Origin of the sequence: Erwinia sp. CGal63 (assembly GCF_037026505.1) — a bacterium.
GTDB lineage: Bacteria > Pseudomonadota > Gammaproteobacteria > Enterobacterales > Enterobacteriaceae > Erwinia.
Genome location: NZ_JAKUMN010000001.1, coordinates 951,745 through 975,780 on the forward strand (window position 1 = coordinate 951,745; position 24,036 = coordinate 975,780).

The following is a 24,036-nucleotide window of genomic DNA, read 5'->3' on the forward strand; positions in this document are numbered from 1 at the left end:
CTTTCGTCGCCGAAAGGTAAAGGCCGCGCCGGTAACGACGCGGCCTGGCCTGCTTTAGCGTGCCTGCAGATAAACCACGTGCGTTTGCAGATACTCTTCCAGGCCATGACGACCGTCCGCGCCGCCAATACCCGATTTACGCCAGCCCGCATGGAAACCCTGCATCGCCTCAAAATTCTCACGGTTGACGTAGGTTTCGCCAAACTTCAGTTTTTTCAGCGCCTGCATGGTGGTATTAAGGCTCTCGGTAAAAATCGAGGAGGTCAGGCCATATTCGCTGTCGTTAGCCAGCTCAATCGCCTCGTCCAGCGTGCTGAAGCGGATAACCGGCAGGACAGGGCCGAAAGTTTCTTCCTGCACGATCGCCATCTCCTGACGCACATTGGTAAGCAGCGTCGGCTCGAAGAAAAATCCGCGTGCGCCTTGCCGTTTGCCGCCGGTGACCAGGGTCGCGCCCTGTTGCAGGGCGAAAGCGACCTTGTGTTCAAGACGCGCCAGCGCGTCGGCCGAGATCAGCGGCCCCATATCCAGCGTATTGTCCTGCGCCGGATCGCCGCAGGTCACCGCGTTAAAGGCCTCAGTCAGTCGGCGTACCACCTCATCATACACGTCGTCCTGGACATAGAGGCGCTCCGTGCAGTTGCAGACCTGGCCGCTGTTAATCATGCGTGAAGCCACAATCGCCTTCACCGCCAGATCCAAATTGGCGTCGTTCATGACGATGGCTGGCGCTTTGCCGCCCAGCTCCAGCGCAACCTTGGTCACATTTTTCGCCGCCGCTTCCAGCGTGGCGATGCCGGCGTTGACGCTGCCGGTCAGGCTCACCATGCCGACATCCGGGCTGGCGGCTAAAGCCTGTCCCACTTCCGGCCCGTAGCCGGTCACCAGGTTGAACACGCCGGGCGGCAGGCCGACTTCCTCAACGATTTCAGCAAACACTATCGCGTTTTCCGGCGTCAGCTCGCTGGGCTTGATCACGATGGTATTGCCGGTTATCAGCGCCGGAGCGGCTTTGCGGGCGATCAGAAAGAAAGGGAAGTTCCAGGGTAAAATTCCGCTGGTCACGCCGATCGCTTTCTTAAAAACCATGATGGTTTCGTCTACGCGATCGCTTTGCACGATTTCACCCTCATAGCGGCGCGCCCATTCGGCCATATAGTCAAGATAGTCTGCGGTGAAAAGCACTTCGGTCTGCGCCAGCTGCTGCGTTTTGCCGCCTTCCGCTACGATGATCGCGGAGAGTTCCGCTTCCCGGCGGCGAATGCCTTCTGCAATCCGACGCAGCCAGCGACCACGTTCGACGGCGGGCAGCGCTTCCCACGCCGGCTGGGCGATTTTGGCGGCAGCGATGGCGCGATCGGCGTCCTCTTTCGTTCCCTGCGGGATCTGGCACAGCAGCGCTTCCGTTGCCGGATTGATAACGTCAATCCAGCGATCGCTGCGGTTTTCAACAAACTGACCGTTAATAAAACAATGATGCTGGCGCGTCACAGGCGGCTCCTTAGTGAAGAATAAATTGTTTTTTAGTTAACGTGATGTTGCTTTTAGGTTGGCGTAATGAAAACAATAACGCCTTTCTGCCAGCGCCATGCAGGATATGAACATGGCAAAAAAACAAAGGATTTCGGTCAGGACGCATCTGAAAAACAATAGTTTACAGGAAATTACAGGCGCTTGCGGTCGCCGGGAGAGGAGAAACGCTATCTGTGATCGCGGACAGGATAAGGTGCTGAATTTTGCCACTTTCACCGCGGACCAGGCAGCCAGCCTAAGGTGCGGGCGGAAGCAACCTTCGTAGACTCAGCCTACCGGGAATCTTACCCTCCTACGAAGGAAAACAATAATGAGCCAACTTATCTTTTCAGGCATTTTCTGGCATCTGGTCGGTGCCGCCAGTGCCGCCTGCTTCTACGCGCCGTTTAAAAAAGTGCGCCACTGGTCGTGGGAAACCATGTGGTCAGTCGGCGGGATCATGTCGTGGCTTATTCTGCCCTGGACGGTCAGCGCGCTGCTGCTGCCTGACTTCTGGGCTTTTTATGGGTCATTCTCATTCTCGCAGCTGCTGCCGGTCTTTCTGTTCGGCGCAATGTGGGGGATCGGCAATATCAACTATGGCCTGACCATGCGCTATCTCGGCATGTCGATGGGTATTGGTATCGCCATCGGCGTAACGCTGGTGGTCGGGACGCTGATGACGCCGTTGCTGCAGGGACGCTTCGTCGAGCTGTTCAGCTCCACCGGCGGCAGGCTGACGCTGCTGGGCGTGCTGGTCGCCGTAGCCGGCGTCGCCATCGTTTCACGCGCGGGACTGTTGAAAGAGCGGGCGATGGGCATTTCGGCAGAAGAGTTCAACCTGAAAAAAGGGCTGGTGCTGGCGATATTCTGCGGCGTCTTTTCCGCCGGCATGTCGTTTGCCATGAACGCCGCCAGGCCTATGCAGGATGCCGCGCTGGCGCTGGGCGTCAATCCGCTTTATGCCGCGTTGCCCAGCTATGTGGTGATCATGGGCGGCGGCGCGCTGGTTAACCTGGGCTACTGCTTTATTCGTCTGGCGACCCAGTCAAATCTGTCCGTCAAAGCGGATCTCTCCGTGGCGAAGCCGCTGTTAATCAGCAACCTGCTGCTGGCGCTGCTGGGCGGCACCATGTGGTATCTGCAGTTCTTCTTCTACGCCTGGGGACACGCCCGTATTCCGGCGCAGTATGATTTCATCAGCTGGATGCTGCATATGAGTTTCTACGTGCTTTGCGGCGGCATTGTCGGCCTGGTGCTGAAAGAGTGGAAGAACGTCGGCAAACGTCCGGTCAGCGTGCTGTGCGGCGGCTGTCTGGTAATCATACTCGCCGCCAATATCGTCGGGCTGGGAATGGTTTCCTGATGATAAAGCCACAGGGACGTGGCTATAGCGCGGCGGCTTTTAGCTGGCTGTGCTGCTCAAAGCGCTGGCGAAAGGCGCTTGGCGTCATCCCGGTTTCACGGGTAAACGCCACCGAGAAATAGTTGCTGTCCTCAAAGCCGCACAGAGCCGCCACGTCGCCAATTAGCGAAGGCGTACTGCGCAGCAGGAATTTCGCCTTACACATGCGCAGCTGCCGAATATACTGGCCTGGCGTCATGCCCGTCTGCTGGCGAAAAAGCTGCTTCAGCGCGCGCTCGGAAAGTTGATGCTGCCGACAAAAGTCGGTGAGATCGAAGTGAGCGAGCTGTCCCTGAATCGCCGACATCAGCAGATCCAGCTGTTCTCCTTCCGGCAGCTGCCACGCTTCGTCCGCCGCGTAGCGGTGACGCTGCAAAATCAGCACCAGCTGCAGAAACAGCGCTTCCGTCAGCTGACGCGACAGGCGGTCGCTTTTGGCGCTCTCCTGAGCCAGCTGCTGAATCACATTGCGCGCCAGCGCCATGCCGCGCGTGGTCAGCCGCCAGGCTTTTTGCTCCTGCGGTAAAAAGTTCGACCAGTCCAGGCCGAGTCGAAAGCGTTCCGGGCAGTAGATAATATTATCCAGCACCAGCTCGTTCACCGACTCATAGCTGTGGCAATCTTCCGGGCTGACGTAGAAAAGATCGCCGCAGGTCACCAGCCAGGGATGATCGTTCATGACATGCAGCCCGTTGCCGCGCCAGACGATCACCAGCTCGTTGAATTCATGAATATGGGGTGGAAACGATTGTTGAGGCGCACGGTCGGCAATGGCGACCGGCATCAGGTCGGATGGAAGATAGTCGGCTTTCGCCAGACGAAGTGGCTCGCTCACGGTTCACCTCACAGGTCAGTTTGCCTGATGGTACGCGGAGAAAAGCCAAATTCACGCTTAAATAGCGTGGAAAAGTGATTGCTGTCACCAAATCCGCAGTGGTAAGCGATATCGGTAATTCGCATTTCACTGTGGCGTAACAAATGCCGCGCCTGCAGTAGGCGCAGCCGGTTGAGATAGCGCTGCGGCGTGCTGCCGGTATGCTGTTTCAACTGACGGTGCAGCGTGCGCAGCGAAAGCGAAAAGCGATCCGCCAGCGCATCCCAGTCCACCTCTTCGCTGTAGTGTTCAGCCAGCCAGTCCAGCAGGCCGCGCATCCTTCCGCCCTGATCGTCTCCCGGCTCTTCGCTGCAGCCGCGGCGCAGCAGTACCAGTAGCTGCATAAAATGCAGCTCTTGCTCAGCGCGAGTCTCCAGCCGCGCCGGATCGGTCGGCGCCTGTAGCTCTTTAATCAACGCTTTCGCCTGCTCCATTACCCTGGTGCTGATCCGCCAGTGCGAAGGGTAGTTGCCGTCTTTCTCCTGCGGCAAAAGGTGCTGGAAATTGGTGATAAAGCGAAACGCTTCCGGGCCGCGATAGAGCACGTTGGTGAGGATCAGACTCTCTGTCTTTTCATACAGATGGCGATCGTGATCGCGAACGAAGCAGACGCAGCCGCCGCAGAGCGTGCGCGGCTCGCCGTTAAAGACGTGTACGCCGACGCCCTGTTCCACCAGCACGATTTCATGGAAATCCTCGTGGTGATGTTCAGGAAAAGCGCTCTGCGGTATACGGGGTTCGATAGCGACGGGCGCGCCGCCGCCTGGGAAAAAGTCCACGCTTTGCAAAAGGGTCATCATGCTGTCTCCTGGGCCGACTCAGCAGCAAGTCTACTGCCGCCGCCCGCTTTTCCGCCTTGATTTTTTGACAGGAAACCTCGGCAAAGCCGCTTGTTTTTCAAGAATATGCGGAAAGAAAACGGGAATTGCGCCTTGCGTCACATCGGCTTTTATTCTGCCTCCTGGCAAGAAATGTGAGCTGCTTCACGTTCACCTTTGTTCTGTTGCCAGCGGGCTATAGCGGCTGGCACTGTCAGGAAGGTGCCAAAAACAGCGGCTTCTAGACTAGTGGCACTATACAGACAGGAAGCCAATAGCCATGAGCATGCAAAATTGTGTTGCCGTTGACCTGGGCGCATCCAGCGGACGCGTGATGCTGGCCCGTTTTAACCCGCAAAATGGCGAACTGACGCTGGAAGAGGTCGCCCGCTGCGTAAATAACCTGGTCGTCAGGGAAGAGCGGCAATGCTGGGATGTGGACGCGCTGGAAGCGTTTATCCTTGATTCGCTGGCAAAGCTGCAGCAGCAGAATATTGTGCCGGACAGTATCGGTATCGATACCTGGGGCGTGGATTACGTGCTGCTGGACGAGCAGGGCGAGCGCATCGGCCTGCCGGTTTCCTACCGTGACGATCGCACCTGGGGCATCATGCAGAAAGCCTGCGCCGAACTGGGCCGCGAAACGATCTATCAGCGCACCGCGATTCAGTTTTTGCCTTTCAATACGCTTTATCAGCTGCGCGCGCTGTGCGCAGGGCAGCCTGAATGGCTGAAAGACGTTCGCCACGCTCTGCTGATCCCGGACTACTTTCACTACCGTCTGACCGGCAAGCTCAACTGGGAATACACCAACGCCACTACCACCCAACTGCTGAACAGCCGCAGCGGCGACTGGGATCGCGAGCTGCTGGCCTGGACAGGCGCCAGTCCGGCCTGGTTCGGCAAGCCTTCTGTGCCCGGCACCAAAGTGGGCGACTGGCAAACCGGCGCGGGCCTCTCCGTGCCGGTCATCGCCGTCGCCACGCACGATACGGCCAGCGCCGTGCTTGCCGCGCCGTTGAATAAAGAAAATGTCGCCTGGCTCAGCTCCGGCACCTGGTCGCTGATGGGCTTCGAAAGCCGACAGCCTTACAACAACGCCGAAGCGCTGGCGGCCAATATCACCAATGAAGGCGGCGCGGAAGGGCGCTACCGCGTATTGAAAAACATTATGGGCCTGTGGCTGCTGCAGCGCGTCTGCCGCGAGCTGGCGATAACCGATCTCACCGCGCTGGTTAAAGAGGCGGAAGCGGAGCCATCCTGCCGCTCGCTAATCAATCCCAACGACGACCGCTTTATCAACCCGGTCAATATGGTGCGCGAAATCCAGGACGCCTGCGCCGGACAAGGTATGCCGACGCCCGCAACGGCCGCGGCGCTCGCCCGCACTATTTTCGACAGCCTGGCGCTCTATTACCGCTTTGTACTGGAAGAGCTCTCGGCAGTACGCGGCGCGCCGTTCAGCCAGCTGCATATCGTCGGCGGCGGCTGTCAGAATCCGCTGTTGAACCAGCTTTGCGCCAACGCCTGCGGCATTCCGGTTATCGCCGGGCCGGTGGAAGCCTCCACGCTTGGCAACATTGGCAGCCAGCTTATTGCCCACGGCAGCGTCAGGGACGTCGCCCATTTCCGACAGCTGGTCGCACAGAATTTCCCGTTAACCACTTTTACCCCACAGGTCAGCGACGCCTACAGCCGCCACTGGGCGCTATTTCAGTCACTGACACATTCGGCTAAGGAGCTATGCGTATGACCCGAGCAATTGAGCAGGCATTTGAACTGGCGAGATCGCGCTTTGCAGAACATGGCGTGGACGTTGACGCCGCACTGGCGCAGCTGGATAAGCTGCCAATCTCAATGCACTGCTGGCAGGGCGACGACGTTCGCGGTTTTGAAAATCCTCAGGGCGCGCTGACCGGCGGCATCCAGGCGACCGGTAACTATCCCGGCAGAGCCACGACGCCTGCGGAACTGCGTGCCGATCTGGAACAGGCGCTGTCGCTGATCCCTGGCCCAAAAAGACTGAACCTGCACGCGATCTATCTGGAGAGCGACAGCCCGGTCGAGCGCAGCGAAATCAAGCCGCAGCACTTCGCCAACTGGGTGGAATGGGCGAAAGCGAATAATCTGGGTCTGGATTTCAACCCTTCCTGCTTCTCGCATCCGCTAAGCGAAAACGGCTTTACCCTGGCGAGCGCCAACAAGGAGATCCGCGATTTCTGGATTGAGCACTGCAAAGCCAGCCGTAAAATCTCCGCTTACTTCGGCGAGCAGCTGAACACGCCTTCCATTATGAACATCTGGATCCCGGATGGCATGAAAGATCTGCCGATCGACCGTTTTGCGCCGCGCGAGCGCCTGATGAACTCGCTGGACGAGATCATCAGCGAAAAACTGAACCCGGCGCACCATATCGACGCGGTCGAGAGCAAGCTCTTCGGCATCGGCGCGGAAAGCTATACCGTCGGCTCCAACGAGTTCTGCCTGGGCTATGCCGCCAGCCGCCAGACGGCGCTGACGCTGGATGCCGGCCATTTCCATCCAACGGAAGTGATCTCCGACAAGATCTCCACCGCGATGCTCTATGTGCCGCGCCTGCTGCTGCACGTCAGCCGTCCGGTACGCTGGGACAGCGATCACGTCGTGCTGCTGGATGATGAAACTCAGGCTATCGCGCATGAAATTGTGCGTCAGCGCCTGTTTGACAAGGTGCATATCGGCCTCGACTTCTTCGACGCCTCCATCAACCGTATCGCCGCCTGGGTTATCGGCACGCGCAACGCCAAAAAAGCGCTGCTGCGCGCGCTGCTGGAGCCGGTGGACAACCTGAAAAAGCTGGAGCTGGATGGCGACTACACTGCGCGCCTGGCCCTGCTGGAAGAACAGAAATCGCTGCCGTGGCAGGCCGTTTGGGAAGCTTACTGCGCGCGCCACGACGTACCTGCGGGAGCCAGCTGGCTTGACAGCGTCCGCCACTATGAACAACAAACTCTCAGCAAACGTTAAGGATGCAATATGCAACACATTCTGACTTCATGGTTCGTCCAGGGAATGGTCAAAGCCACCACTGATATGTGGCTGAAAGGGTGGGACGAGCGCAACGGCGGCAACGTCAGTTATCGTCTGCTTGATGAAGAAGTCCAGCCGTTTGCCCAGGATTTTTACCGCGAGCCGCGCACGGTTGAGCTGACTCAGCCGGTGCCGGATCTGGCTAACTGCTGGTTTATCGTCACCGGTTCCGGCAAGTTTTTCCGCAACGTGCAGCTCGATCCGGCCGACTGCCTGGTGCTGCTGCGGGTCAGCGCGGATGGCCGCGCCTACAGCATCTATTGGGGCCTGAGCAACGGCGGCCTGCCGACCTCCGAGCTGGCTTCGCACTTTCAGTCGCACAGCGTGCGCATGAAGGCGACCAACGGCGCGGATCGCGTGATTATGCACTGTCACGCCACCAACTTTATGTCGCTGAGCTACGTGGTTGAGCTGGACTCCGCTAAATTCACTCGTCTGCTGTGGGAAGGCAGCACCGAATGTCTGGTCGTCTTCCCGGACGGCGTGGGCATCGTGCCGTGGATGGTGCCGGGCACGGACGAAATCGGCGACGCGACGGCTAAGCAAATGGCGTCGCACAGCCTGGTGATGTGGCCTTTCCACGGCATCTTCGGCGCCGGCCCAACGCTGGACGAAACCTTCGGCCTGATCGATACGGCGGAAAAATCGTCTGAGGTAGTGGTGAAAGTGTTGTCGATGGGTGGAATGCGTCAGAGCATCACCACAGAAGAGCTGATCGCGCTGGGCAAACGCTTCAACGTCAAGCCGTGGCAGGCTGCGCTGGAAGCAAGGCATGACCATGTTGCGTAAGGCTTTTGTGATGCAGGTTCATCCTGATAAGCATCAGGAGTATGAGCAGCGCCACAATCCCATCTGGCCGGAGCTGGCGCAGACGCTGAAAGAGCACGGCGCGCATCACTACAGCATCTTTCTGGACGCCTCGCGCAACCTGCTGTTTGCGGTGGTCGAGATCGAATCGGAAGAGCGCTGGAACGCGGTGGCGCAAACGGAAGTTTGTCAGCGCTGGTGGCGATCAATGAGCGAGCTGATGCCGTCCAACGCGGACTTCAGCCCGGTCAGCGAAGAGCTGAAACCGGTATTTTACCTGGCATAAATTAAAAGGCTCATCGTTTGATGAGCCTTTCGCTTTTAATTGATTCTTAGCTGCGGATAACGCTTCATGCTCCAGGCGCACCAGGCCAGCGAAACGAGGCCGATAGCGCCGCCCGCGTAACCAATATGCGCCATACCCAGATGCAAACTCACCTGATTGCCCAGCAGCGCGCCGCCGCCAATACCCAGATTATAAATGCCGGACATCAGCGACATCGCCACGTCGGTAGCGTCCGGCGCCAGCGTCAGCACTCTGACCTGCACCGCCAGGCCGATAATCATCATCGCCATCCCCCAGATAACGCAAAGCGTGGCGATAGCTACGGTATGGCTGGCGGCGAAAAACAGCGCCAGCATACAGGCGGAAACCAGCGTAATTGCGCCTAACAGGAAAGTAGCCGGAAACTTATTGCCCAGCGAGCTGAACAAAACGCTGCCGATAATGCCCGCCGCGCCAAACAGCAGCAGGAGCAGCGTGGTGAAATTACCGCCCATCGACGCTACCACCTGCAGGAAGGGTTCGATATAGCTGTAGGCCGTATAGTGCGCCGTTACGATAATCACGATCAGCAGATAAAGCGAAACCAGAGCAGGGCGCCGGAACAGCATCGGTACGCTTTTCAGCGAGCCGGTATGTTCGCTGGGCAGCTTCGGCAGCAGTTTAGCCAGCGTCAGCATCGTCACCAGCGCCACTACGCCGATAACGGCAAACGTAATGCGCCAGCCAAGATATTGCCCAATCAGACGGCCAATCGGCAGGCCAAGCACCATCGCCAGCGCGGTTCCCGTCGCCAGCATACTCAGCGCCTGAGTCTTTTTACCTGGCGGCGCCACGCGGATCGCCAGCGAGGCGGTGATCGACCAGAAAATAGCGTGCGACAGCGCGATGCCGATACGCGAAGCGACCAGCACGGTAAAGTTCCAGGCGAAAGCGGAGAGCGCGTGACTGGCGATAAACAGCACAAAAATGGCAATCAGCAGAAAGCGCCGCTCGGTCTGCCGCGTCAGTAACATCATCGGCAGCGACATCAGCGCCACTATCCAGGCGTAAATCGTCAGCATCAGACCAACCTGCGCGGTAGGCATGGCAAAGCTGGCGGCGATATCGGAGAGAAGGCCAACCGGCGCGAATTCGGTGGTGTTGAAAATAAACGCGGCGATGGCCAGCATAACGACGCGTAGCCAGGCGGTCTTACGGGAAACGGTAATTGATTGCATCAGATTTAAGGACTTATTGGTGAATTAATCTCGCGTAAAGCGAAAACAGAAAAGTGCTCATATTGTGTTTTATTTATCCGACAGATGACATCGAAAAAATGCTGTTGTCGTGTAAATCAGCATAATCGGCGTATCGGGCGGGCTGTTTGCCGCATGACCGCCTTGATGATTGATTTAACGACGAAAAATCTGTCGGCCGATGAGTATAGTCAGAATTGAGGGATGCGCCAGGTCGGGATAAAGGCAAAAGCGGCGGCGCTTCGGCCCAGGGCGGCGGCCGCTGGCGGCTAAAGCATCTCCGGACGAAACAGGGAGCGGCGGCTGACGTGTTTTCCGGAAAGCATAAATTCGCCGTCGCCGCAGTAGTGCACCGTTTCCGGTTTTTTCGGTGAAGGCGCGACGTGTGCTTTTACCACTTCGAAAACAAAAAAATTCAGGCTGTCGACCAGCGCATCTTCAAAAAGGCGACATTCAAAACTGGCGTGGCACTCCGCTATCATCGGCGCGCTAACGTTACTGGCGGGCTGCGGCGTCAGGGAAAACTCCGCGAATTTATCGATCTCCTCTCCGCTGCAGTTACCAATGGCGACTACCGTATCCAGCAGTCCTGAAGTCGGCAGATTAATCACGCACTCCCGACTTTCCTTAATCAGCCGATGGCTATGGTTGCCGACGGAAATCATGCAGCCGATTAGCGAAGGCGAAAATTCCAGCACGGTATGCCAGCCCAGCGTCATAATATCGCGCTCGTTAGCCAGCGCTGAAGAGATCAGCATTACCGGGCCAGGCTCAAAAAAATGGCGCACGTTGGCCACGGGAAAATCAGCTTTTTTCATTAGCGTCATTTTTTGCTCCAGTGAAAACGGGTAACAACTTTTACATAATCTTTAGTGTAATTGCTGCAGGAAGTTCAGCACTTTGCCTGCCGTTGCGCTACCCTGGAGAGAGGCACGCTTTCACTACACTGAATAAGGAGTTCGTTATGAATCAACGTCCCGCAGTGGCCGTCCTGGGCTTGGGCGCAATGGGTCACGCCTTCGCCGCGAACCTGCTGAAAAACGGTTTTGCCGTCAGCGGCTGGAACCGTACCCGAGCGCGAGGCGAAGATTTGCAAAGCGCAGGGCTGCGGCTGACGGAAAAACCGGCTGAGGCGGTCAAAGAGGCCGAAGTGGTTATCTCCATGCTGGCGGACGCGCAGATCACCGAAGAAGTCCTGCAAAAGGCGCTATCCAGCCTGAAGCAGGGGGCGATTGTGATCCAGATGGGAACTATCGGCGTGGAATCCACGGAAAAGCTGATAGCGCTGTTTCGTCAGGATCGGCCGGATGTGGTGCTGCTGGACGCGCCGGTTTCCGGCACCAAAGCGCCAGCGGAAAACGCGCAAATTTTGGTGCTTGCCAGCGGCGATCGTGAAAAAGCGCAGGCCGCCGAGCCGGTTTTCGCTGCCATCTCGAAAGGGGTTAAATGGCTTGGCGAAGCGGGTGCGGCTTCGCGTATGAAGCTGGTGGTCAACGCCTGGCTTATCTCTTTGGTACAGGGACTGGCGGAAAGCACCCAAATGGCTAAAGAGTTCGGCTTCACCTCAGAGCAGTTCTGGGATGTACTGGATGGCGGCCCGCTGGCCGCGCCCTACGCTAAAGCGAAGCTGGGCATGATTGAAGAGGGCAGCTACGAGCCGCAAATGCAGCTTACCTGGGCGCTGAAAGATGCTCGTCTGGCGCTGGCTGCAGCAAAGCAGAGCCGTCTGCCAGGCCTGAACACTATTGCCGATCTCTGGCAGCAGGCAGTTGACGCGGGCTACGGTGAGAAGGATCTGGCGGTGATTTATCGCTATCTGCAGGAAAACAGGTAGCTTTCTGGTGAGAACAGAGGGAATAATCCCTCTGTTATTCAGGGTTATAGCGTAAATAGCAGGAACTGCTTAACAGCTTTCTTCTAAGATGCAACACTATTTGATATATTAATTCATTATCAGTTTTTTATTTGATTGATTTAAATGCTTTTTAAATCGCCGCCGACGCGGTGAAGCACACAAAAGCAAGGATCTGAACATGCTTGATATTCGTTTTCCTACGGCTTTACAAATGGTGCTCTGCATAGCCCAGGCGGAGCGGGAAGGTAAACGCAGCACCAGCAAAATTTTGGCGATGGGACTGGAAGCCAACCCCAGCTTCGTCCGCAAAATGATGGTACCGCTGACTCGAGACGGCATTATCGTCTCCACGCTGGGACGTACAGGCACTATCCGACTGGGGCGTCCGGCGGATGAGATTACGCTTTGCGATATCTATACCTCGGTACTGGAAGATAAACCGTTGCTGGCGGGGCGTCCGGAAGTGCCGGCGCGCTGCCTGGTCAGCGCCAATACCTGCTGGTTCTTTAAAGAGCTGGCGCACGAGGCCGAACAGGCATCGCTTAGCGTGCTGGCGAAACGTACGGTAGCCGATGCGCTGCGGGAAATTTACGAGCGCGACCGCCGTTACCCTGAAGGCAGCTGTGAAGCGATGAAAAATCGCGAAAGCGCCGAATCCTGATCGCATTAACCCCATAGAAAGCCGGGCCAGGTTGCCCGGTTTTTTTGTGGCCGCGATAAAGCAGCACCGCTTTCACCACTCTTTAGTCTGCCTTGCCGGCCGGTTCTGAGCAGCCTCAGTGAAATCGTGTTACTACTAAAAATTACCAGTCAGCAAAACCTTATATCAGTTAACGTCCCCAATCCCTAAAAGCCGCTGCGCCTCACAAAACTTCCCCTTTTTGCGCTTTAATCATCACCAAAAAATGCTGCCTGATGTACGATAAGCAATACTTAACCATTTTAAGTTCAGGGATAATGACATTGATATGGAAATCATTGGCGATAATACAACCGTTACCAGCCTGAAGCCTAAAACCAAAATTGTTTACTGTCGCGGCGAACCTCACAAATACTGGCATCACGGCAATACGGTAATATTTTTCCGGGCGCAGCAGTGCTCGTTATGGACGAACAGCCCTTATCAGAAAAGCCCGCTCGACGGACAGGTTTACAGTCAGCGTTTTGTGGCTGTTAAGCTGTTTCTGGTGCCTTCATTGAATAACGAGTGTCTGCAATCCACGGGCGAGCATCAGGCAGCGTTTATTCAGTGTCTGAATCCGGCCAGCCGGGCAAAAACTTTTCCGCAGCATACGAATCCGACACTGAACGGCATCGGTACCGATCCTCGCAGTCATTCGATGGCGCATCGCTATTTGCCCTATATCCATAATCAGGTGCTGGAACTGGCCGATCCCTCGCTGGAGATGGACAGAAAAGAGATGAGGGATATGTTCCGCAAGATTGTTGAGGGGAACGCACCTAACTGTAGTCCGGATGAGGTTAAGCGTAACCGGGAATTCCTGGCGCTTCAGGATATGCTGCCGGTTACGTTAAGCCGAATGCAGGCCGAGGTAACCGGAAAAAATGCTTTGCTCCGCTTTGCGGCGGTCACGGAGGAAGAAGTTGAACTCTCTCAGTAAAGCCGTCGTTATCGCTTCCGCTATGATATGGCTTTGCGGGTGTGATAAGCGGCCCGATCGGACGCTTTCACCTCCGGCGGAGGCTAAATGGGTAAACGTCACTTTTCGCGTGCCGGAGGGAATAATGCTTCAGCCTGCAGAGTTGCTCTATCGGTCGGTGCGGTGCAAGGCGGTCAGTTATAACTCCAGTAACGAACCTTATGATGTTCCCGGCTATAACAATGTTGAGCAGCCATTCAGTTCGCAGCAGGGGAGCGATCTCCGGCAGCTGCGCGTGGCCGTAGACGGTGGCGGCTCATGCCAGTGGCAGCTGAAATCGTTACGGGTAAGCTTCAGGATTGCCGCTGACAATCCGCTGGCGAAAGGCGAAGAGGTGATCAATACCAGCTATATTTTTGATTTTGGCAAGTATGGGCTTAGTGACGGCTACGGCACAGGAAAAGCCATAGCGTTTAGCGGTGAGCGCCTGGATTTAAATACAGAATTTTTTCCGATAATATTTAATCATCTCAACAACACCAGCAGTCTGAAGTTTTTTGGTGGAGATACCGCATCTGAAAAGTGGAGCAGAAGGTTTCGACTGAACAATATCCAACATATTGTGATTGAGCCTGTCGTTCACCTGAGGCAAGTCGTCATAATAAATCCGCCCGAACATCCGCCCGGAAATTTGATCGCGACTTATCCCGATGGCAGCAGGGAAGAAATACCTGACATTTCCCCTGATTATGACCGGCTGCGGTCACTAAAAAGCCAGGCCTCTGCCCGAAATTGAAAAGGGGAATTAACTGTGGCGCGCGACAGCGGTTCGTGAAGACGTGGCTAAAGTGCCGCCGCCTTTAAACTCCTGCAAGGAAAGGTTGGCCAAATCTTTGTTTTCGCCTGCCTGAAGACTGTTCCAAACGGCCAGATTTCGCTTCTCTGAAGGCCATTTTCTCTGTCTTAAGCCCGCAGCGCCTCTCTCTGCCAACATCGTCCAATCGCATTTAATGCAACAATTATACTTGCATTAATCGGCTTACTGCTTTACCGTTACTAAATGCACTAATTAAAGTTACCTTTTACCCCGCCCGGCGGAAGAGGTCAACACTAACAGCAGACTAAAATTCTAAGGGGAAGACAATGAGCCATGATGATTTTATCAGCGACCTGGTCACGTGGATTGATACGCATATCGAAGGCAAAATGGACCTGGACACCGTAGCCCGTCGGGCAGGCTACTCCAAATGGCACCTGCAGCGTATGTTCAAGCAGCATACCGGCCATGCCTTGGGCGAATATATCCGCGCGCGTCGCCTGAAAAAATCCGCCGAGCGTCTGGCAAAGGGCGGCGAGCCGATCCTGGACGTGGCGATCTCATTTGGCTTTGATTCCCAGCAGTCGTTTAACCGCAGCTTCAAACGCCAGTTCGGCCAGTCGCCGGGCGCGTGGCGTCGTCAGGTGCAGGTCAGCGCCTGATCGCTTTCAGTGGCGGGCGTAGCGGCCCGCCGTGACCTTCCGTTCGCTCACTTTCTTTTAGCCGCCGTCACCCATCCTGATAAACTTCGCCTCACCGTAAACGCAAAACAGAACAGCAAAGCCGTGAAGGATTGTATACTGTCTGAATTATAATGCTTTTTGACTGATGACAGACAGGAATCCCCATGGAGACACGGAACCTCACCAAACGACAGCTTTGCGAAGCCGCCAGCTATCTGCTGGTTTTTATCGCGCTGATGCTGATTTTTCCTTTACGTCTGCTGCCGTGCTTTCTGGCCGGCTTTATCGTTTATGAAACCATTCTGGCGCTGACGCCGTGGGTTGAGCGCCTGGTGAAAGGGCCGCTGGCGCGCTGGATCACCATTTTCTTTCTGACCGTCCTGATTTTACTGGCGCTGGCCGGCGGCATCACCAAGCTAATCGGCTTTTTGCTGCACGACTTCCACAGTCCGGCCGCTTTTCATGCCGCCGCCAGCAAGCTGCTGGAAGACGCGCAGGATACGCTGTCGCCGGTGGTCACCCGCTATTTGCCTGCCGATATCGATGAGCTGCAGCATCAGGTGATCGCCTGGCTGCGTGAGCACCTGGTTGTGGTGCAAAACCTGGGACGTATCGCCGCGCATACGCTGGCCACCATGCTAATCGGTATGCTGTTGGGCGCCATTATCTCTCTGCGCGTCACCAGCAGCGACAACGCCGACGCGCCGCTGACTCAGGCGCTGTTTAAACGCCTGACGCTGCTGGCCGCTTCATTTCACGACGTGGTTTTCGCGCAGATCAAAGTTTCGCTGGTCAATACGCTGCTGACCTGCGGCTTTCTGTTCGGCGTGTTGCCGCTATTTGGCCTGCATTTTCCGTTCGCCAAAACCGTTATCGTGCTGACCTTTATTGCCGGGCTGCTGCCGGTGATCGGCAACCTGATCTCCAACACGGTGATAGTGCTGATTGGGCTTTCTATCTCGCTGCAAGCGGCACTGATCGCGCTGGTTTTCCTGATCCTGGTACATAAGCTGGAATATTTTATTAACGCGCGCATCTTTGGCACCCGGATCAACGCCAAAACCTGGGAAATCCTGCTGGCGATGCTGGTTTTCGAGTCCGCTTTCGGCCTGGCGGGCGTGGTTGCCGCGCCGGTGTTCTATGCCTACCTGAAAAGCGAACTTCGCCACGCGCGCCTGATTTAGGCCTTGCCCGGCGGTAAAGTTCGTCTGCCAGACTGCCGATAACGCTTCCTGAAGAACCGGAAATAATTTCCGGTTTTTCTTTTTCAGGACGTACGCGTTAACCAGATGTCGGAACTGCTTTTCGATTAGCGCGCGGCGAAGTAAGATCGCGCGCTATGAACAGAAAATTCCTTTTCGCGGCTCTGCTTGCCGTCATGGCCGTCATAGCCGCGCTGCGACTTGCTAATCCGCCATCCTCCTCTTCAACTGGCATCGCGGCGCTGACTCAGCCTCAGCGCGTGGCGGACTACCTTCATCAACATCATCAGCTCCCGGCTTACTATCTCAACAAGCAGCAGGCGAGAAGCCAGGGCTGGAATCCCGCTAAAGGCGATTTGTGCGCGGCGCTGCCGGGCAGAGCGATTGGCGGCGATCGCTTCGGCAACCGTGAAAAGCAGCTGCCGGTCGCGGCCGGGCGGCGCTGGTTTGAAGCCGATGTTAATTTCCGCTGTGGGCATCGTGGCGGCGAGCGGCTGCTCTACTCCAGCGACGGGCTGATTTACCTGACGCAGGATCACTATCGCCATATGCAACAGCTCTACTGACATGAACCAGATTCACTTCGATTTCCGGCATATCGCCGACGAAAAGGCATTTTACCGGCAGTTTGCCGATAAGTTTGCTATTGAGATGGCTTTCGGCGCCAATCTGGATGCGTTATGGGACGCGCTGACCGGCATGATCGAGCTGCCCGCAAGGGTAACGCTGCACCATCTGAACAGCCATAAAGATAAAGCGCGATTTCAGGCAATCCTGGAGGTGCTGCAGGAAGCGGAAATCGCTACGGCGGGAGAATTCCGCGTGCGCCTGGTCGATTAACCTTCTGTTTTTATAGCAGCACGGCGGCAGAAGCTGACCATTTTCATGCCCGGGCGCGGGAAACGGGTCCCCACGGACGGGTTTCCCGCGTCCGTGTTCCGATCTGCCTCTGCTGCTGTGCCACTGGTTTAAACGCCAACAGGTGCAGCTCGCGCTTATCAACTGGCCAGCTGCTTCAGGATAGCCGCCAGCTGCTGACGATGCTCGTCGTCAATCTCGCGAGCGGCGGAGTAGCCGGCGTTGAGCAGAATGGTTTCGTTCAGCGCCACCAGCCAGTCATAAATATACCAGGCCGCATAGTTGTTGGGTTTCAGCGACAGCCTGGTCAAGCGCTGCGTCGGCCCCAGGCTGGCGGCCTGGCTTTCCGGACGGGCGAAAATCTTCTGCCCGCGGTTGATTTTACTCTCCGGGCGCTCGGCTTCAGGAAGATGCTGGAAACCCAGCCAGGCGACAAAATCGCCCAGCACGCTCAGGGCGCGGGAAACCTGACGGTCGGCCAGCAGCTCGGCCGGCGTATTGGCCGCATCCTGATCGGCCAGGATTTTAACCAGCGCCTCTTCGATATTCAGCCGAATGCTGGCGGTGGTCAGCTCTTCCGTCAGCATCTCCAGCGTGGGTTTGGCTATCCCCAGCAGCTCCAGCAGCGCCGCCTCTTCAGGCAGCTGGGCCAGCAAATTGATCCAGTAGCGGTAAACCTGCTGCGCAAAACCCGTTTCGGCTTCTTCTTCTGGCGTCGCATCGTGGTTAGTCGACAACACGGGCAATGGCTCGTCGCTCAGTAGATCGATGCTGATGCCGATGCCAAAAGGATCCTCTTCCGTCAGCGCATACTCATCGTGGCTGCGACGCTCGGCCGGATGCTGCTGCTGCATAAACAGGTGGCGCAGCGTTTCGCGCGTTGGCAGCAGGCGCTCCAGCAGCTCGCCGTGAACGCCGGTTCTGGCCTGCAAGGCTTTCAGCAGGCTTTCCGCAACGCGCAGGCGCGCCTGCGGCTCCTCTTTTTCCGCTGCCAGATACCAGCGGCCCAGCAAGTTATCGCTCAGCTCGCGGCGGATCTCGTTAAGCTGCTCCTGCAGCCGCGCCATTTTGCTTTCGCGTTTGATCTCGCTGGTCAGCCAGCCCGCCATGCGCTTAACGCCTTTATCATCCATTGCCAGCATGGTTCCCCAGCTGTCGCCCGGATTGCCGACAAAGCGCTGCACGGCGGCATCATGATTCTGACCCTGGGTGACGCGCTGGTCGAAAGGCGTCAGCGCCCAAATCAGGCCGGGCTTGCGGCCGTTGCGCGCCTGGCTTTGCGTTTGCTTAACCCAGTTATCCAGAGCACGACCCACAACGCGGGCATCAGCACGCTGACCCGCAGCGTTGCAAACCATCAGCAGATCGACATCCTGCCGCTCGGCGGCGCGCGTCAGCAGAAAAGGGCGCTTGGCGGCGGTAAAGGCGAGCGCCAGCTCGTGCGCGGCATCGTCCGGTAGCACCGACGGCGCTTCAAAACCGGGATAGTCAAGCAGATCGACCTGTTCAAACAGGCTTTCGCGCGGCGCGCTGAACAACGGCAGCAGCACCTCGCGGCTGAGCAGGTTCAGCTCGCCCAGCGCCAGCGTAACCGGCTTCAGGCTGCGGCCATTATGCTGCGGCACCACCTGAATCACGCGATCCGCCGAGGCGTTGAAGTAACGCAGACCGCTACTGTTAAGCACGCTCAGGCCGGGATCGTCCACCGTGCCGATCGGCGCCAGCACGCGGCGCGTATTGGAAAGATGATGCAGAACGTGTGCCAGCTGGCGATAAAGCGCGGAAAGCTCGCGATCTTCATTCCACAACAGCGAAAAGAGACGCGCACGGTCGTCCACGCCTAAAAAAGGCGCCAGCTCGACGGCCTGAGGCCAGAAATGGCTTTCCAGCGCTTTGCTGCGGCAAAGCTGCGCGCTGTTCAGACGCTGCCACAGCGCCACCACATTGGTGCTGCTCATCCCTTCCACCGGCTGCGGCTGACGGAACACGGCGACGCTTTTCATTCGCTCGGCAATCTGCTGCTCGTCCAGCGTCGGCTGGCCGCTGCGTTTCGCCTGTAAATCGGCCAGCACGCCAACAATCTCCTCTTCGCTCATCAGCGACAGCTGCACCGGCCATTCATGATCCGTGCTTACCTGACGGCCGCTAAAGCGCATCACCATAGTGGCGCTCTGCTGCTGCGGATTGAGCCGGGCATAGTCAAAATTGGCGCTGCCGAGCGCCAGCTCCATGCGGCCTTTTTCGCTGGCGGCCAGCGCGGCGATAAGCCAGGCTTTTCCCGCCTGCGCCAGACCGAAAAAGCCGATGGCGCACTCCTGGCCCGACGCTTCAATCAGGCGAGTCGCTTTGTTATGCTGGGACTGTAGCCTGACGCTAAGGCGATCGGCTTCCATCTCCAGGCGCGGCGCGCTCTTCCTGGCGCTCTCCAGCCAGAGCAGAGACTGGTCGATTCCCTTCACCACGCTCTCCAGTTTTTTACCAAACTGGCTCGAAGGCTTTGGCTTTAACGCTTTCATTTTTTATATACGCTCCCACTGTCAATCCAGTAATGGGTCATTCCCGAGCCGCTGCTGGCCAGAGTATTAAGTTTCAGTCGCAGATGCTCCAGCGGTACCTGGCTGCCGTCGTCCAGCGTCGCCTCGGCGATCTCAAAACGTTCCGGGCCAAACTCGCCGCTGGTTTTCGCTACGGCCAGCTTAATCTTCAGCACCTTGTCGCCGGCGACGCTGCGGGCCAGCTGTGGATCGGCGATCGACAGCGTATAAAGCGGCGAAGCGGGCCAGCGATCGTTATCCAGCTGGCGGAATCCCAGCGTCAGCGCGCCGCGTACCTGAAAACGCTCGCGGGGGTCCAGACGGAACTTGTCGTCATCCAGGTCGATATCGGCATACCAGACGTTTTCCGCGCTGAGGCTGCCGTTGCCATCCAGCATCCCCAGATAGCGGATGGTAGAATAGGGCTGGAAATCGCCCGCTTTAAACCAGAAATTCGCCAGCCGCAGATCCAACGACAGCAGACAAAGCATCGCGCCGACCGCTGCGGTGGATTTCGGGTTCTCAATGCGGCCCTGTTTATTAAAAGGATACCAGTCGTTGGTGTGATAGCCGTCCAGGGAGAGGATCCGGCTTACCGGCAGCGGCTGCAGATGACGAAACAGCGCCTGCACGCCAGGAAAACGCGAAGGGCGGCCGGTCAGCAGCAGCACGTCGCAATCGTAAACGGCGACCACTTCCGCCATTGAACGCAGGCTCTGGGTGATATTCATACGCGGCGACAGAAACTCGGCGTGCAGCTTGCCAAGCTTAACCACCAGCGGCACGCGTAAAATATCAAACGCTTCCGCTTCGTTCGGCAGCTCGCGCTGGATCTCGCGATTGATATAGTCGAGCAATTTTTGCGTTGGCGGCTGGGCCAGCAGCTCGCCGAAGCGCGCTTCCAGTTCGGCGTTCAGTTCCAGCGGATCGAACCGCTCATAGGCTTCCAGAATAGCCTGGCCGGCCGGAATGAAAATTTGCAGCGTAATCTGCTGGCGCAGCGTCGAATGACCGTCAAGCCGGCCTTCATGGCCGAACAGCCGCGTCATCACGCCTTCCGGGTTGATCATGCCGGCTTCTTTAAACGCCTGCTGTAGCGCAGGCAACACGTAGAGCTGGATAACATCCAGCAGAATATCGTCGCCAGCCAGCTTGAAGCCTTCGCGAAACAGCAGGCGTGGCATAATTTTCACATTGTTGCCGACGCCGTCGTCCAGACGATATTGGGTAATCGCCAGATCGGTGGTGCCGCCGCCGATATCAATCGAGGCGATGCGTAGCGTTTTGCCCACCGGCTCGTCGGGCGCGCGAACGCGATCCGGCCGCGCCATGCTGACGAAGAACGCCTCGGCGCGGCCGCCAAAGTTCACCTGGGTTTCGTTATAGAGATAAACCATCTGGCCACAGGTCGCTTCATCCCACTCCATCTGCACTTCCGGCACCGGCACGCTGCTTTTCGCTTTGTCTTTGGCGCTGGTAAAATCTTCGTCTGCCGGATGCCAGCCCATCGCTTTCCAGATCAGCGCGATCGCTTCCAGCATACGGCGACGGAAAATTTCGCGCTCCGGCTTGGGCATTGCGGAAGGCAGCGTCAGGATAATATTGCGTAGCTGACGCGGCGCGCTGCTGTGCAGCATCTTCTGACGCTGCGCCGGGCTGTTCATCTGCAGCAGCGCCTGCGCCAGCAGCTCGCCCAGCATAAAGGTCATTACCGAGCTGCGGCTGTACTGCGGCGAAAACACCGGCAGACGCTCTTCCAGCGGCTGATTGTAAAGCGGCTCGCCTTCATCATTGACCAGATTGGTCAGCGGCGCGGCGGTCGCCAGCGGCTCCAGCGCGGCGTTGCCCGGCGTGCGGCTGAAGCGCCAGCCTGGCGTATAGGCTTCCTCGTCCCAGAGATAGCGGCGCGGACTGGAGATACCGGTCGCGCCTTCCGTGCCCAGACGCTGCAGCGCCAGGTTGCTCGCCTCGCGACCAACGCGAGTGATGGAAGGCCAGATAAACGCGTCGTCGCGTCCGCTCTCCACGGAAAAATTCTGTTTGCCGAAATTCGCCTGAGCGAACTCCACGCGGCTCTCGAACAGCTCGTTATAAACGCGATGCGGCGCGCCCAAATCCCGCAGATGCAGCTCATAGGTATGTTTCAGGCCGTTATGGTCGTCCACATGATCTTCCACCATGATGCCGCAGGTATGAGAGTTGCCGACATCCAGGATCAGATCCACCGGAATCGCCGGTTCCTGCAGCGTGGCGGCGCTGATCTTCAGCTCCGGCAGCGCCAGCTGGTGGCCAAGCATATGCAGGATATTCAGATAGTGCGCCTGATACTCGAACTCGCGCAGCGCGGTGCGGATGTTAACCTGAGGGCGCTGCTCAACGGCGGCGGCCTGCTGGCTGAATACTTCGCGCAGCCAGCCGTCAATCCAGGTGTGATCGAGAAACTCGCCCAGCTCGTTGCTGCGGTACGCCAGCGCGAAGCTGACGCCGTTTTTAACGTCGCTCTCTACCAGCGCCAGCGACTCATCTTCGCCTTCCGGCCAGGTGCGGGTTTCAAAAGCCAGGCAGATACGATGGGTTTTACCGTTCTGATCGGGCTTATCCAGCGCGACAATCTGCACGCGCGCCCAGTTGTCCGGGCCGCCGATAAAAGTGCGCGGCGGGTTGAAGCGGAAGAAGGGCAGCGGCAGCCAGACGCCGTTGAGCAGCTTCAGCGACTGCTCCAGCGGGAAGCTGAACTCCGGCTTGACCACTTCCGGCATGCCGCCCACGGCGATCGGCAGCAGATATTTGCCGCTCTGCGCATTGAAATTCAGGCGCAGCAGCGGGCCGTTGGCGGTCTGGCGGACAAATTTGCCCGGTAAATCGTTTTCCGGATCCGGCGTCAGGGCGAAATCCAGGAACTGAATGCCGCTGTTCTGCACAAGCGTCATGTTCGGTTTGAAATCTGCGGTCGCCAGCATCATTTTTTACTCTCGCGCTTCATCGTCATCGGTAATACGGTCTCGGCATCATACTGGCCGCTACAGGCGGCGGCGGTGCCTTCGGCGCCCTGAACGCAGGTCAGCTCTGGCATACGGTAGCGTGAGCCGTCGCTGCATTTTGCTCGGGTGCGGCTGTTGATCACCAGGTTGCCGGATTTCATCACGCCCGCGTAGACATCCACGCGGCAGACGGTGCCGTCGCCCTGGGTCATTTGCGCCAGGCCTTTGCCGTTGCGCAGCTGATAACGCAGCACCGGCGGCTTGCCGGTCAGCGGCGTTTCAATGCCGACAATGACGCGCCAGTTGCCGTTAAGGAAGCGGGTAGAGCCAAGCTTCACCGCGTCGGCAGGCAGCACCAGATCGTCTTTACCCGCAGGAATGGCCGGCGGCTGTTCAACCACGGCGGACGGTGCGGCTTTAGCCGGGGCTGGCGCAGGCGTCTGCGCAACGTCGGCAACGCCCGCAGGCGCTGTCGGCAGCGTGACGGCTGGCTGTGTGGCAACAGGCTGATTGCTGCTCTTCGCCTCAGCGGTCTGATTAACTGGCGGCGCGCTTTTTTCAGGTTCGGCAGGCGCGGGCTGAGCTTCGCTGGCGACGTGCTGCTGCGGCGCGGTGGCTGGCGGTGGCGAAGCGAGATAGTTTTTCATTTGCATGCCGAAAATGGCCAATAGTACGGCCGCAGGCGCTATCCAGCCGTAGCGCAGCAGATTGCGCTTCACGGCGCTGTTAGCCGGCGCGGCAGGTTTGCTTGGAGAATCGGATTCTGCCTCCGGCACGGATTCTGCCTGATAAGCGGCAATAGCTGGCGGAACGCTGGTCGGCGGCGGCGTGTTTACCACTGGCGCAGCCTCAACAGCCGGCGCGGCGCTGACCGGCGTTACGCTTGCGGCTGACAATGCTGGAACCGCAGCAACCGGCGGCGCGGCGGCGGTCATTTTCGACAGCGTCAGCGGCGGTTCTTCTTCGGTAGCGCGCAGGCAATCCAGCGGATCCATCTGGCCTTTTTTCTCCAGGCTGACAAAGCCCCAAAAGGTCAGAACGGGTTTACCGCCCACCAGATAGACAAAGTTCTGATCGGGAAACTGAATCGCTTTGGCCAGCAGCGCGCCAAACAGCTTCTGGCTGTTCTTTTCCGAGCGCTGCGCGCGTTGGCACAGGTCGGCCACCGCCTGCTGGCAGGCGACAAGCTGATTCAGCGCGTGCGCGCGTGCGCTGTCGCTGGCGGCAGCCCAGGAGATTACCTTGCCGGAAACGGGGGAATACCAGTCCAGACGGTCGCCGGCGTCGTTAGGTTGAGGAATGGCCAGGCAATCAGCGATCTGCTGCTGCTTGCGCAGGCGCAGCGTCTCGCGCAGCTGTAGAGCCGAAAGATAAACGGGCTGGCCGTTTTCGCCGAGAGGCAGAACCGCATCGAGGCTTCCGCTGCGTAAAAATAGTTTAGCCACGCAAAGACCTTTTTTAGTCAGGATTCAATAAGTTTTAATCCAAATTTCTATTTA

21 protein-coding genes are annotated in these 24,036 nt (G+C 57.7%); 13 read left to right on the forward strand and 8 right to left on the reverse strand.

Annotated elements, in window-relative coordinates; translation table 11 throughout:
• Nucleotides 1–54 precede the first annotated feature (54 nt).
• On the reverse strand, nt 55–1,491 hold the full coding sequence (gene aldA / locus MKZ79_RS04280; protein WP_336140362.1) for an aldehyde dehydrogenase: 1,437 nt from the start codon (nt 1,489–1,491) through the stop codon (nt 55–57).
• A 352-nt stretch (nt 1,492–1,843) separates the two neighbouring features.
• Between aldA and rhaT the strand changes: the two genes are divergently transcribed.
• A complete protein-coding gene (rhaT, locus tag MKZ79_RS04285) occupies nt 1,844–2,878 on the forward strand; it encodes an L-rhamnose/proton symporter RhaT (protein WP_336140363.1) in 1,035 nt (344 codons plus the stop codon).
• Nucleotides 2,879–2,900: 22 nt separating this feature from the next.
• On the opposite strand, the gene rhaR is transcribed toward rhaT, so the two are convergent.
• On the reverse strand, nt 2,901–3,752 hold the full coding sequence (rhaR, locus tag MKZ79_RS04290; protein ID WP_336140365.1) for an HTH-type transcriptional activator RhaR: 852 nt from the start codon (nt 3,750–3,752) through the stop codon (nt 2,901–2,903).
• A gap of 8 nt (nt 3,753–3,760) precedes the next feature.
• Nucleotides 3,761–4,588 carry an HTH-type transcriptional activator RhaS gene (rhaS, locus tag MKZ79_RS04295; RefSeq protein ID WP_336141341.1) on the reverse strand — a complete coding sequence of 276 codons (828 nt, stop codon included), beginning with the start codon at nt 4,586–4,588 and terminating at the stop codon, nt 3,761–3,763.
• A 301-nt stretch (nt 4,589–4,889) separates the two neighbouring features.
• On the opposite strand from rhaS, the gene rhaB reads away from it, so the two are divergent.
• From rhaB to rhaM, 4 genes are read left to right on the forward strand one after another with little or no spacing between them, the layout of a single operon-like run.
• Nucleotides 4,890–6,362: a rhamnulokinase gene (rhaB, locus tag MKZ79_RS04300; RefSeq protein WP_336140366.1), complete on the forward strand. Its 1,473-nt coding sequence runs from the start codon at nt 4,890–4,892 to the stop codon at nt 6,360–6,362.
• Nucleotides 6,359–7,615, forward strand: coding sequence for an L-rhamnose isomerase (locus MKZ79_RS04305; protein WP_336140368.1), 1,257 nt, complete (start codon nt 6,359–6,361; stop codon nt 7,613–7,615). Before rhaB ends, MKZ79_RS04305 begins: the two co-directional genes overlap by 4 nt.
• A gap of 9 nt (nt 7,616–7,624) precedes the next feature.
• Nucleotides 7,625–8,467, forward strand: a complete 843-nt coding sequence (rhaD, locus tag MKZ79_RS04310; protein WP_336140369.1) for a rhamnulose-1-phosphate aldolase — start codon at nt 7,625–7,627, stop codon at nt 8,465–8,467.
• Nucleotides 8,457–8,771 (forward strand): L-rhamnose mutarotase, encoded by a 315-nt coding sequence (rhaM, locus tag MKZ79_RS04315; RefSeq protein WP_336141342.1) that lies wholly within the window; start codon nt 8,457–8,459, stop codon nt 8,769–8,771. The genes rhaD and rhaM overlap by 11 nt, the downstream gene beginning before the upstream one ends.
• A gap of 35 nt (nt 8,772–8,806) precedes the next feature.
• On the opposite strand, the gene MKZ79_RS04320 is transcribed toward rhaM, so the two are convergent.
• Both MKZ79_RS04320 and MKZ79_RS04325 read right to left on the reverse strand, forming a co-directional pair.
• Nucleotides 8,807–9,988 carry a sugar transporter gene (locus tag MKZ79_RS04320; protein WP_336140370.1) on the reverse strand — a complete coding sequence of 394 codons (1,182 nt, stop codon included), beginning with the start codon at nt 9,986–9,988 and terminating at the stop codon, nt 8,807–8,809.
• A 287-nt stretch (nt 9,989–10,275) separates the two neighbouring features.
• Nucleotides 10,276–10,824, reverse strand: a complete 549-nt coding sequence (locus tag MKZ79_RS04325) for a flavin reductase family protein (protein ID WP_336141343.1) — start codon at nt 10,822–10,824, stop codon at nt 10,276–10,278.
• Nucleotides 10,825–10,970: 146 nt separating this feature from the next.
• Here MKZ79_RS04325 and MKZ79_RS04330 point away from each other — a divergent pair, with 146 nt between their 5' ends.
• From MKZ79_RS04330 to MKZ79_RS04365, 8 genes are all read left to right on the forward strand, one after another.
• Entirely contained in the window at nt 10,971–11,840 is an 870-nt protein-coding gene (locus MKZ79_RS04330) for an NAD(P)-dependent oxidoreductase (RefSeq protein ID WP_336140371.1), read from the forward strand.
• Nucleotides 11,841–12,039: 199 nt separating this feature from the next.
• Complete coding sequence (locus MKZ79_RS04335) at nt 12,040–12,522, forward strand: RrF2 family transcriptional regulator (RefSeq protein WP_336140372.1); 483 nt, start codon at nt 12,040–12,042, stop codon at nt 12,520–12,522.
• Between the two features lie 307 nt (nt 12,523–12,829).
• The gene (locus tag MKZ79_RS04340; RefSeq protein ID WP_336140373.1) at nt 12,830–13,483 is read left to right on the forward strand and encodes a hypothetical protein; all 654 of its coding nucleotides are present in this window, start codon (nt 12,830–12,832) and stop codon (nt 13,481–13,483) included.
• 124 nt (nt 13,484–13,607) lie between these two features.
• Nucleotides 13,608–14,258 (forward strand): hypothetical protein, encoded by a 651-nt coding sequence (locus MKZ79_RS04345; protein WP_336140374.1) that lies wholly within the window; start codon nt 13,608–13,610, stop codon nt 14,256–14,258.
• A gap of 347 nt (nt 14,259–14,605) precedes the next feature.
• A complete protein-coding gene (locus MKZ79_RS04350) occupies nt 14,606–14,941 on the forward strand; it encodes a helix-turn-helix domain-containing protein (protein WP_246759499.1) in 336 nt (111 codons plus the stop codon).
• Between the two features lie 185 nt (nt 14,942–15,126).
• Nucleotides 15,127–16,146: an AI-2E family transporter gene (locus MKZ79_RS04355; RefSeq protein ID WP_336140375.1), complete on the forward strand. Its 1,020-nt coding sequence runs from the start codon at nt 15,127–15,129 to the stop codon at nt 16,144–16,146.
• Between the two features lie 155 nt (nt 16,147–16,301).
• The gene (locus tag MKZ79_RS04360) at nt 16,302–16,730 is read left to right on the forward strand and encodes a ribonuclease domain-containing protein (protein ID WP_336140376.1); all 429 of its coding nucleotides are present in this window, start codon (nt 16,302–16,304) and stop codon (nt 16,728–16,730) included.
• A 1-nt stretch (nt 16,731) separates the two neighbouring features.
• Complete coding sequence (locus tag MKZ79_RS04365) at nt 16,732–17,004, forward strand: barstar family protein (protein WP_336140377.1); 273 nt, start codon at nt 16,732–16,734, stop codon at nt 17,002–17,004.
• A 158-nt stretch (nt 17,005–17,162) separates the two neighbouring features.
• Here the strand turns inward: MKZ79_RS04365 and MKZ79_RS04370 are convergent, their stop codons facing one another.
• The 3 genes from MKZ79_RS04370 to MKZ79_RS04380 are packed head-to-tail and all read right to left on the reverse strand — an operon-like array spanning nt 17,163 to nt 23,982.
• Nucleotides 17,163–19,538 carry a virulence factor SrfC family protein gene (locus MKZ79_RS04370; RefSeq protein ID WP_336140379.1) on the reverse strand — a complete coding sequence of 792 codons (2,376 nt, stop codon included), beginning with the start codon at nt 19,536–19,538 and terminating at the stop codon, nt 17,163–17,165.
• Nucleotides 19,535–22,516 carry a virulence factor SrfB gene (locus tag MKZ79_RS04375; RefSeq protein ID WP_336141344.1) on the reverse strand — a complete coding sequence of 994 codons (2,982 nt, stop codon included), beginning with the start codon at nt 22,514–22,516 and terminating at the stop codon, nt 19,535–19,537. The genes MKZ79_RS04370 and MKZ79_RS04375 overlap by 4 nt, the downstream gene beginning before the upstream one ends.
• Nucleotides 22,516–23,982: an SrfA family protein gene (locus MKZ79_RS04380; protein WP_336140380.1), complete on the reverse strand. Its 1,467-nt coding sequence runs from the start codon at nt 23,980–23,982 to the stop codon at nt 22,516–22,518. The genes MKZ79_RS04375 and MKZ79_RS04380 overlap by 1 nt, the downstream gene beginning before the upstream one ends.
• Nucleotides 23,983–24,036 lie beyond the last annotated feature (54 nt).

What these genes read in the sequence shown, in the direction of transcription:
- MKZ79_RS04340 (WP_336140373.1), top strand. Translation starts at nt 12,830, where the DNA reads ATGGAAATCATTGGCGATAATACAACCGTTACCAGCCTGAAGCCTAAA.
- rhaD (WP_336140369.1), top strand. Translation starts at nt 7,625, where the DNA reads ATGCAACACATTCTGACTTCATGGTTCGTCCAGGGAATGGTCAAAGCC.
- MKZ79_RS04370 (WP_336140379.1), bottom strand. Translation starts at nt 19,538, where the DNA reads ATGAAAGCGTTAAAGCCAAAGCCTTCGAGCCAGTTTGGTAAAAAACTG.
- rhaM (WP_336141342.1), top strand. Translation starts at nt 8,457, where the DNA reads ATGTTGCGTAAGGCTTTTGTGATGCAGGTTCATCCTGATAAGCATCAG.
- MKZ79_RS04330 (WP_336140371.1), top strand. Translation starts at nt 10,971, where the DNA reads ATGAATCAACGTCCCGCAGTGGCCGTCCTGGGCTTGGGCGCAATGGGT.
- rhaT (WP_336140363.1), top strand. Translation starts at nt 1,844, where the DNA reads ATGAGCCAACTTATCTTTTCAGGCATTTTCTGGCATCTGGTCGGTGCC.
- MKZ79_RS04375 (WP_336141344.1), bottom strand. Translation starts at nt 22,516, where the DNA reads ATGCTGGCGACCGCAGATTTCAAACCGAACATGACGCTTGTGCAGAAC.
- rhaS (WP_336141341.1), bottom strand. Translation starts at nt 4,588, where the DNA reads ATGACCCTTTTGCAAAGCGTGGACTTTTTCCCAGGCGGCGGCGCGCCC.
- MKZ79_RS04355 (WP_336140375.1), top strand. Translation starts at nt 15,127, where the DNA reads ATGGAGACACGGAACCTCACCAAACGACAGCTTTGCGAAGCCGCCAGC.
- MKZ79_RS04305 (WP_336140368.1), top strand. Translation starts at nt 6,359, where the DNA reads ATGACCCGAGCAATTGAGCAGGCATTTGAACTGGCGAGATCGCGCTTT.
- MKZ79_RS04360 (WP_336140376.1), top strand. Translation starts at nt 16,302, where the DNA reads ATGAACAGAAAATTCCTTTTCGCGGCTCTGCTTGCCGTCATGGCCGTC.
- MKZ79_RS04365 (WP_336140377.1), top strand. Translation starts at nt 16,732, where the DNA reads ATGAACCAGATTCACTTCGATTTCCGGCATATCGCCGACGAAAAGGCA.
- rhaB (WP_336140366.1), top strand. Translation starts at nt 4,890, where the DNA reads ATGAGCATGCAAAATTGTGTTGCCGTTGACCTGGGCGCATCCAGCGGA.
- MKZ79_RS04320 (WP_336140370.1), bottom strand. Translation starts at nt 9,988, where the DNA reads ATGCAATCAATTACCGTTTCCCGTAAGACCGCCTGGCTACGCGTCGTT.
- MKZ79_RS04325 (WP_336141343.1), bottom strand. Translation starts at nt 10,824, where the DNA reads ATGAAAAAAGCTGATTTTCCCGTGGCCAACGTGCGCCATTTTTTTGAG.
- MKZ79_RS04335 (WP_336140372.1), top strand. Translation starts at nt 12,040, where the DNA reads ATGCTTGATATTCGTTTTCCTACGGCTTTACAAATGGTGCTCTGCATA.
- MKZ79_RS04345 (WP_336140374.1), top strand. Translation starts at nt 13,608, where the DNA reads ATGCTTCAGCCTGCAGAGTTGCTCTATCGGTCGGTGCGGTGCAAGGCG.
- MKZ79_RS04350 (WP_246759499.1), top strand. Translation starts at nt 14,606, where the DNA reads ATGAGCCATGATGATTTTATCAGCGACCTGGTCACGTGGATTGATACG.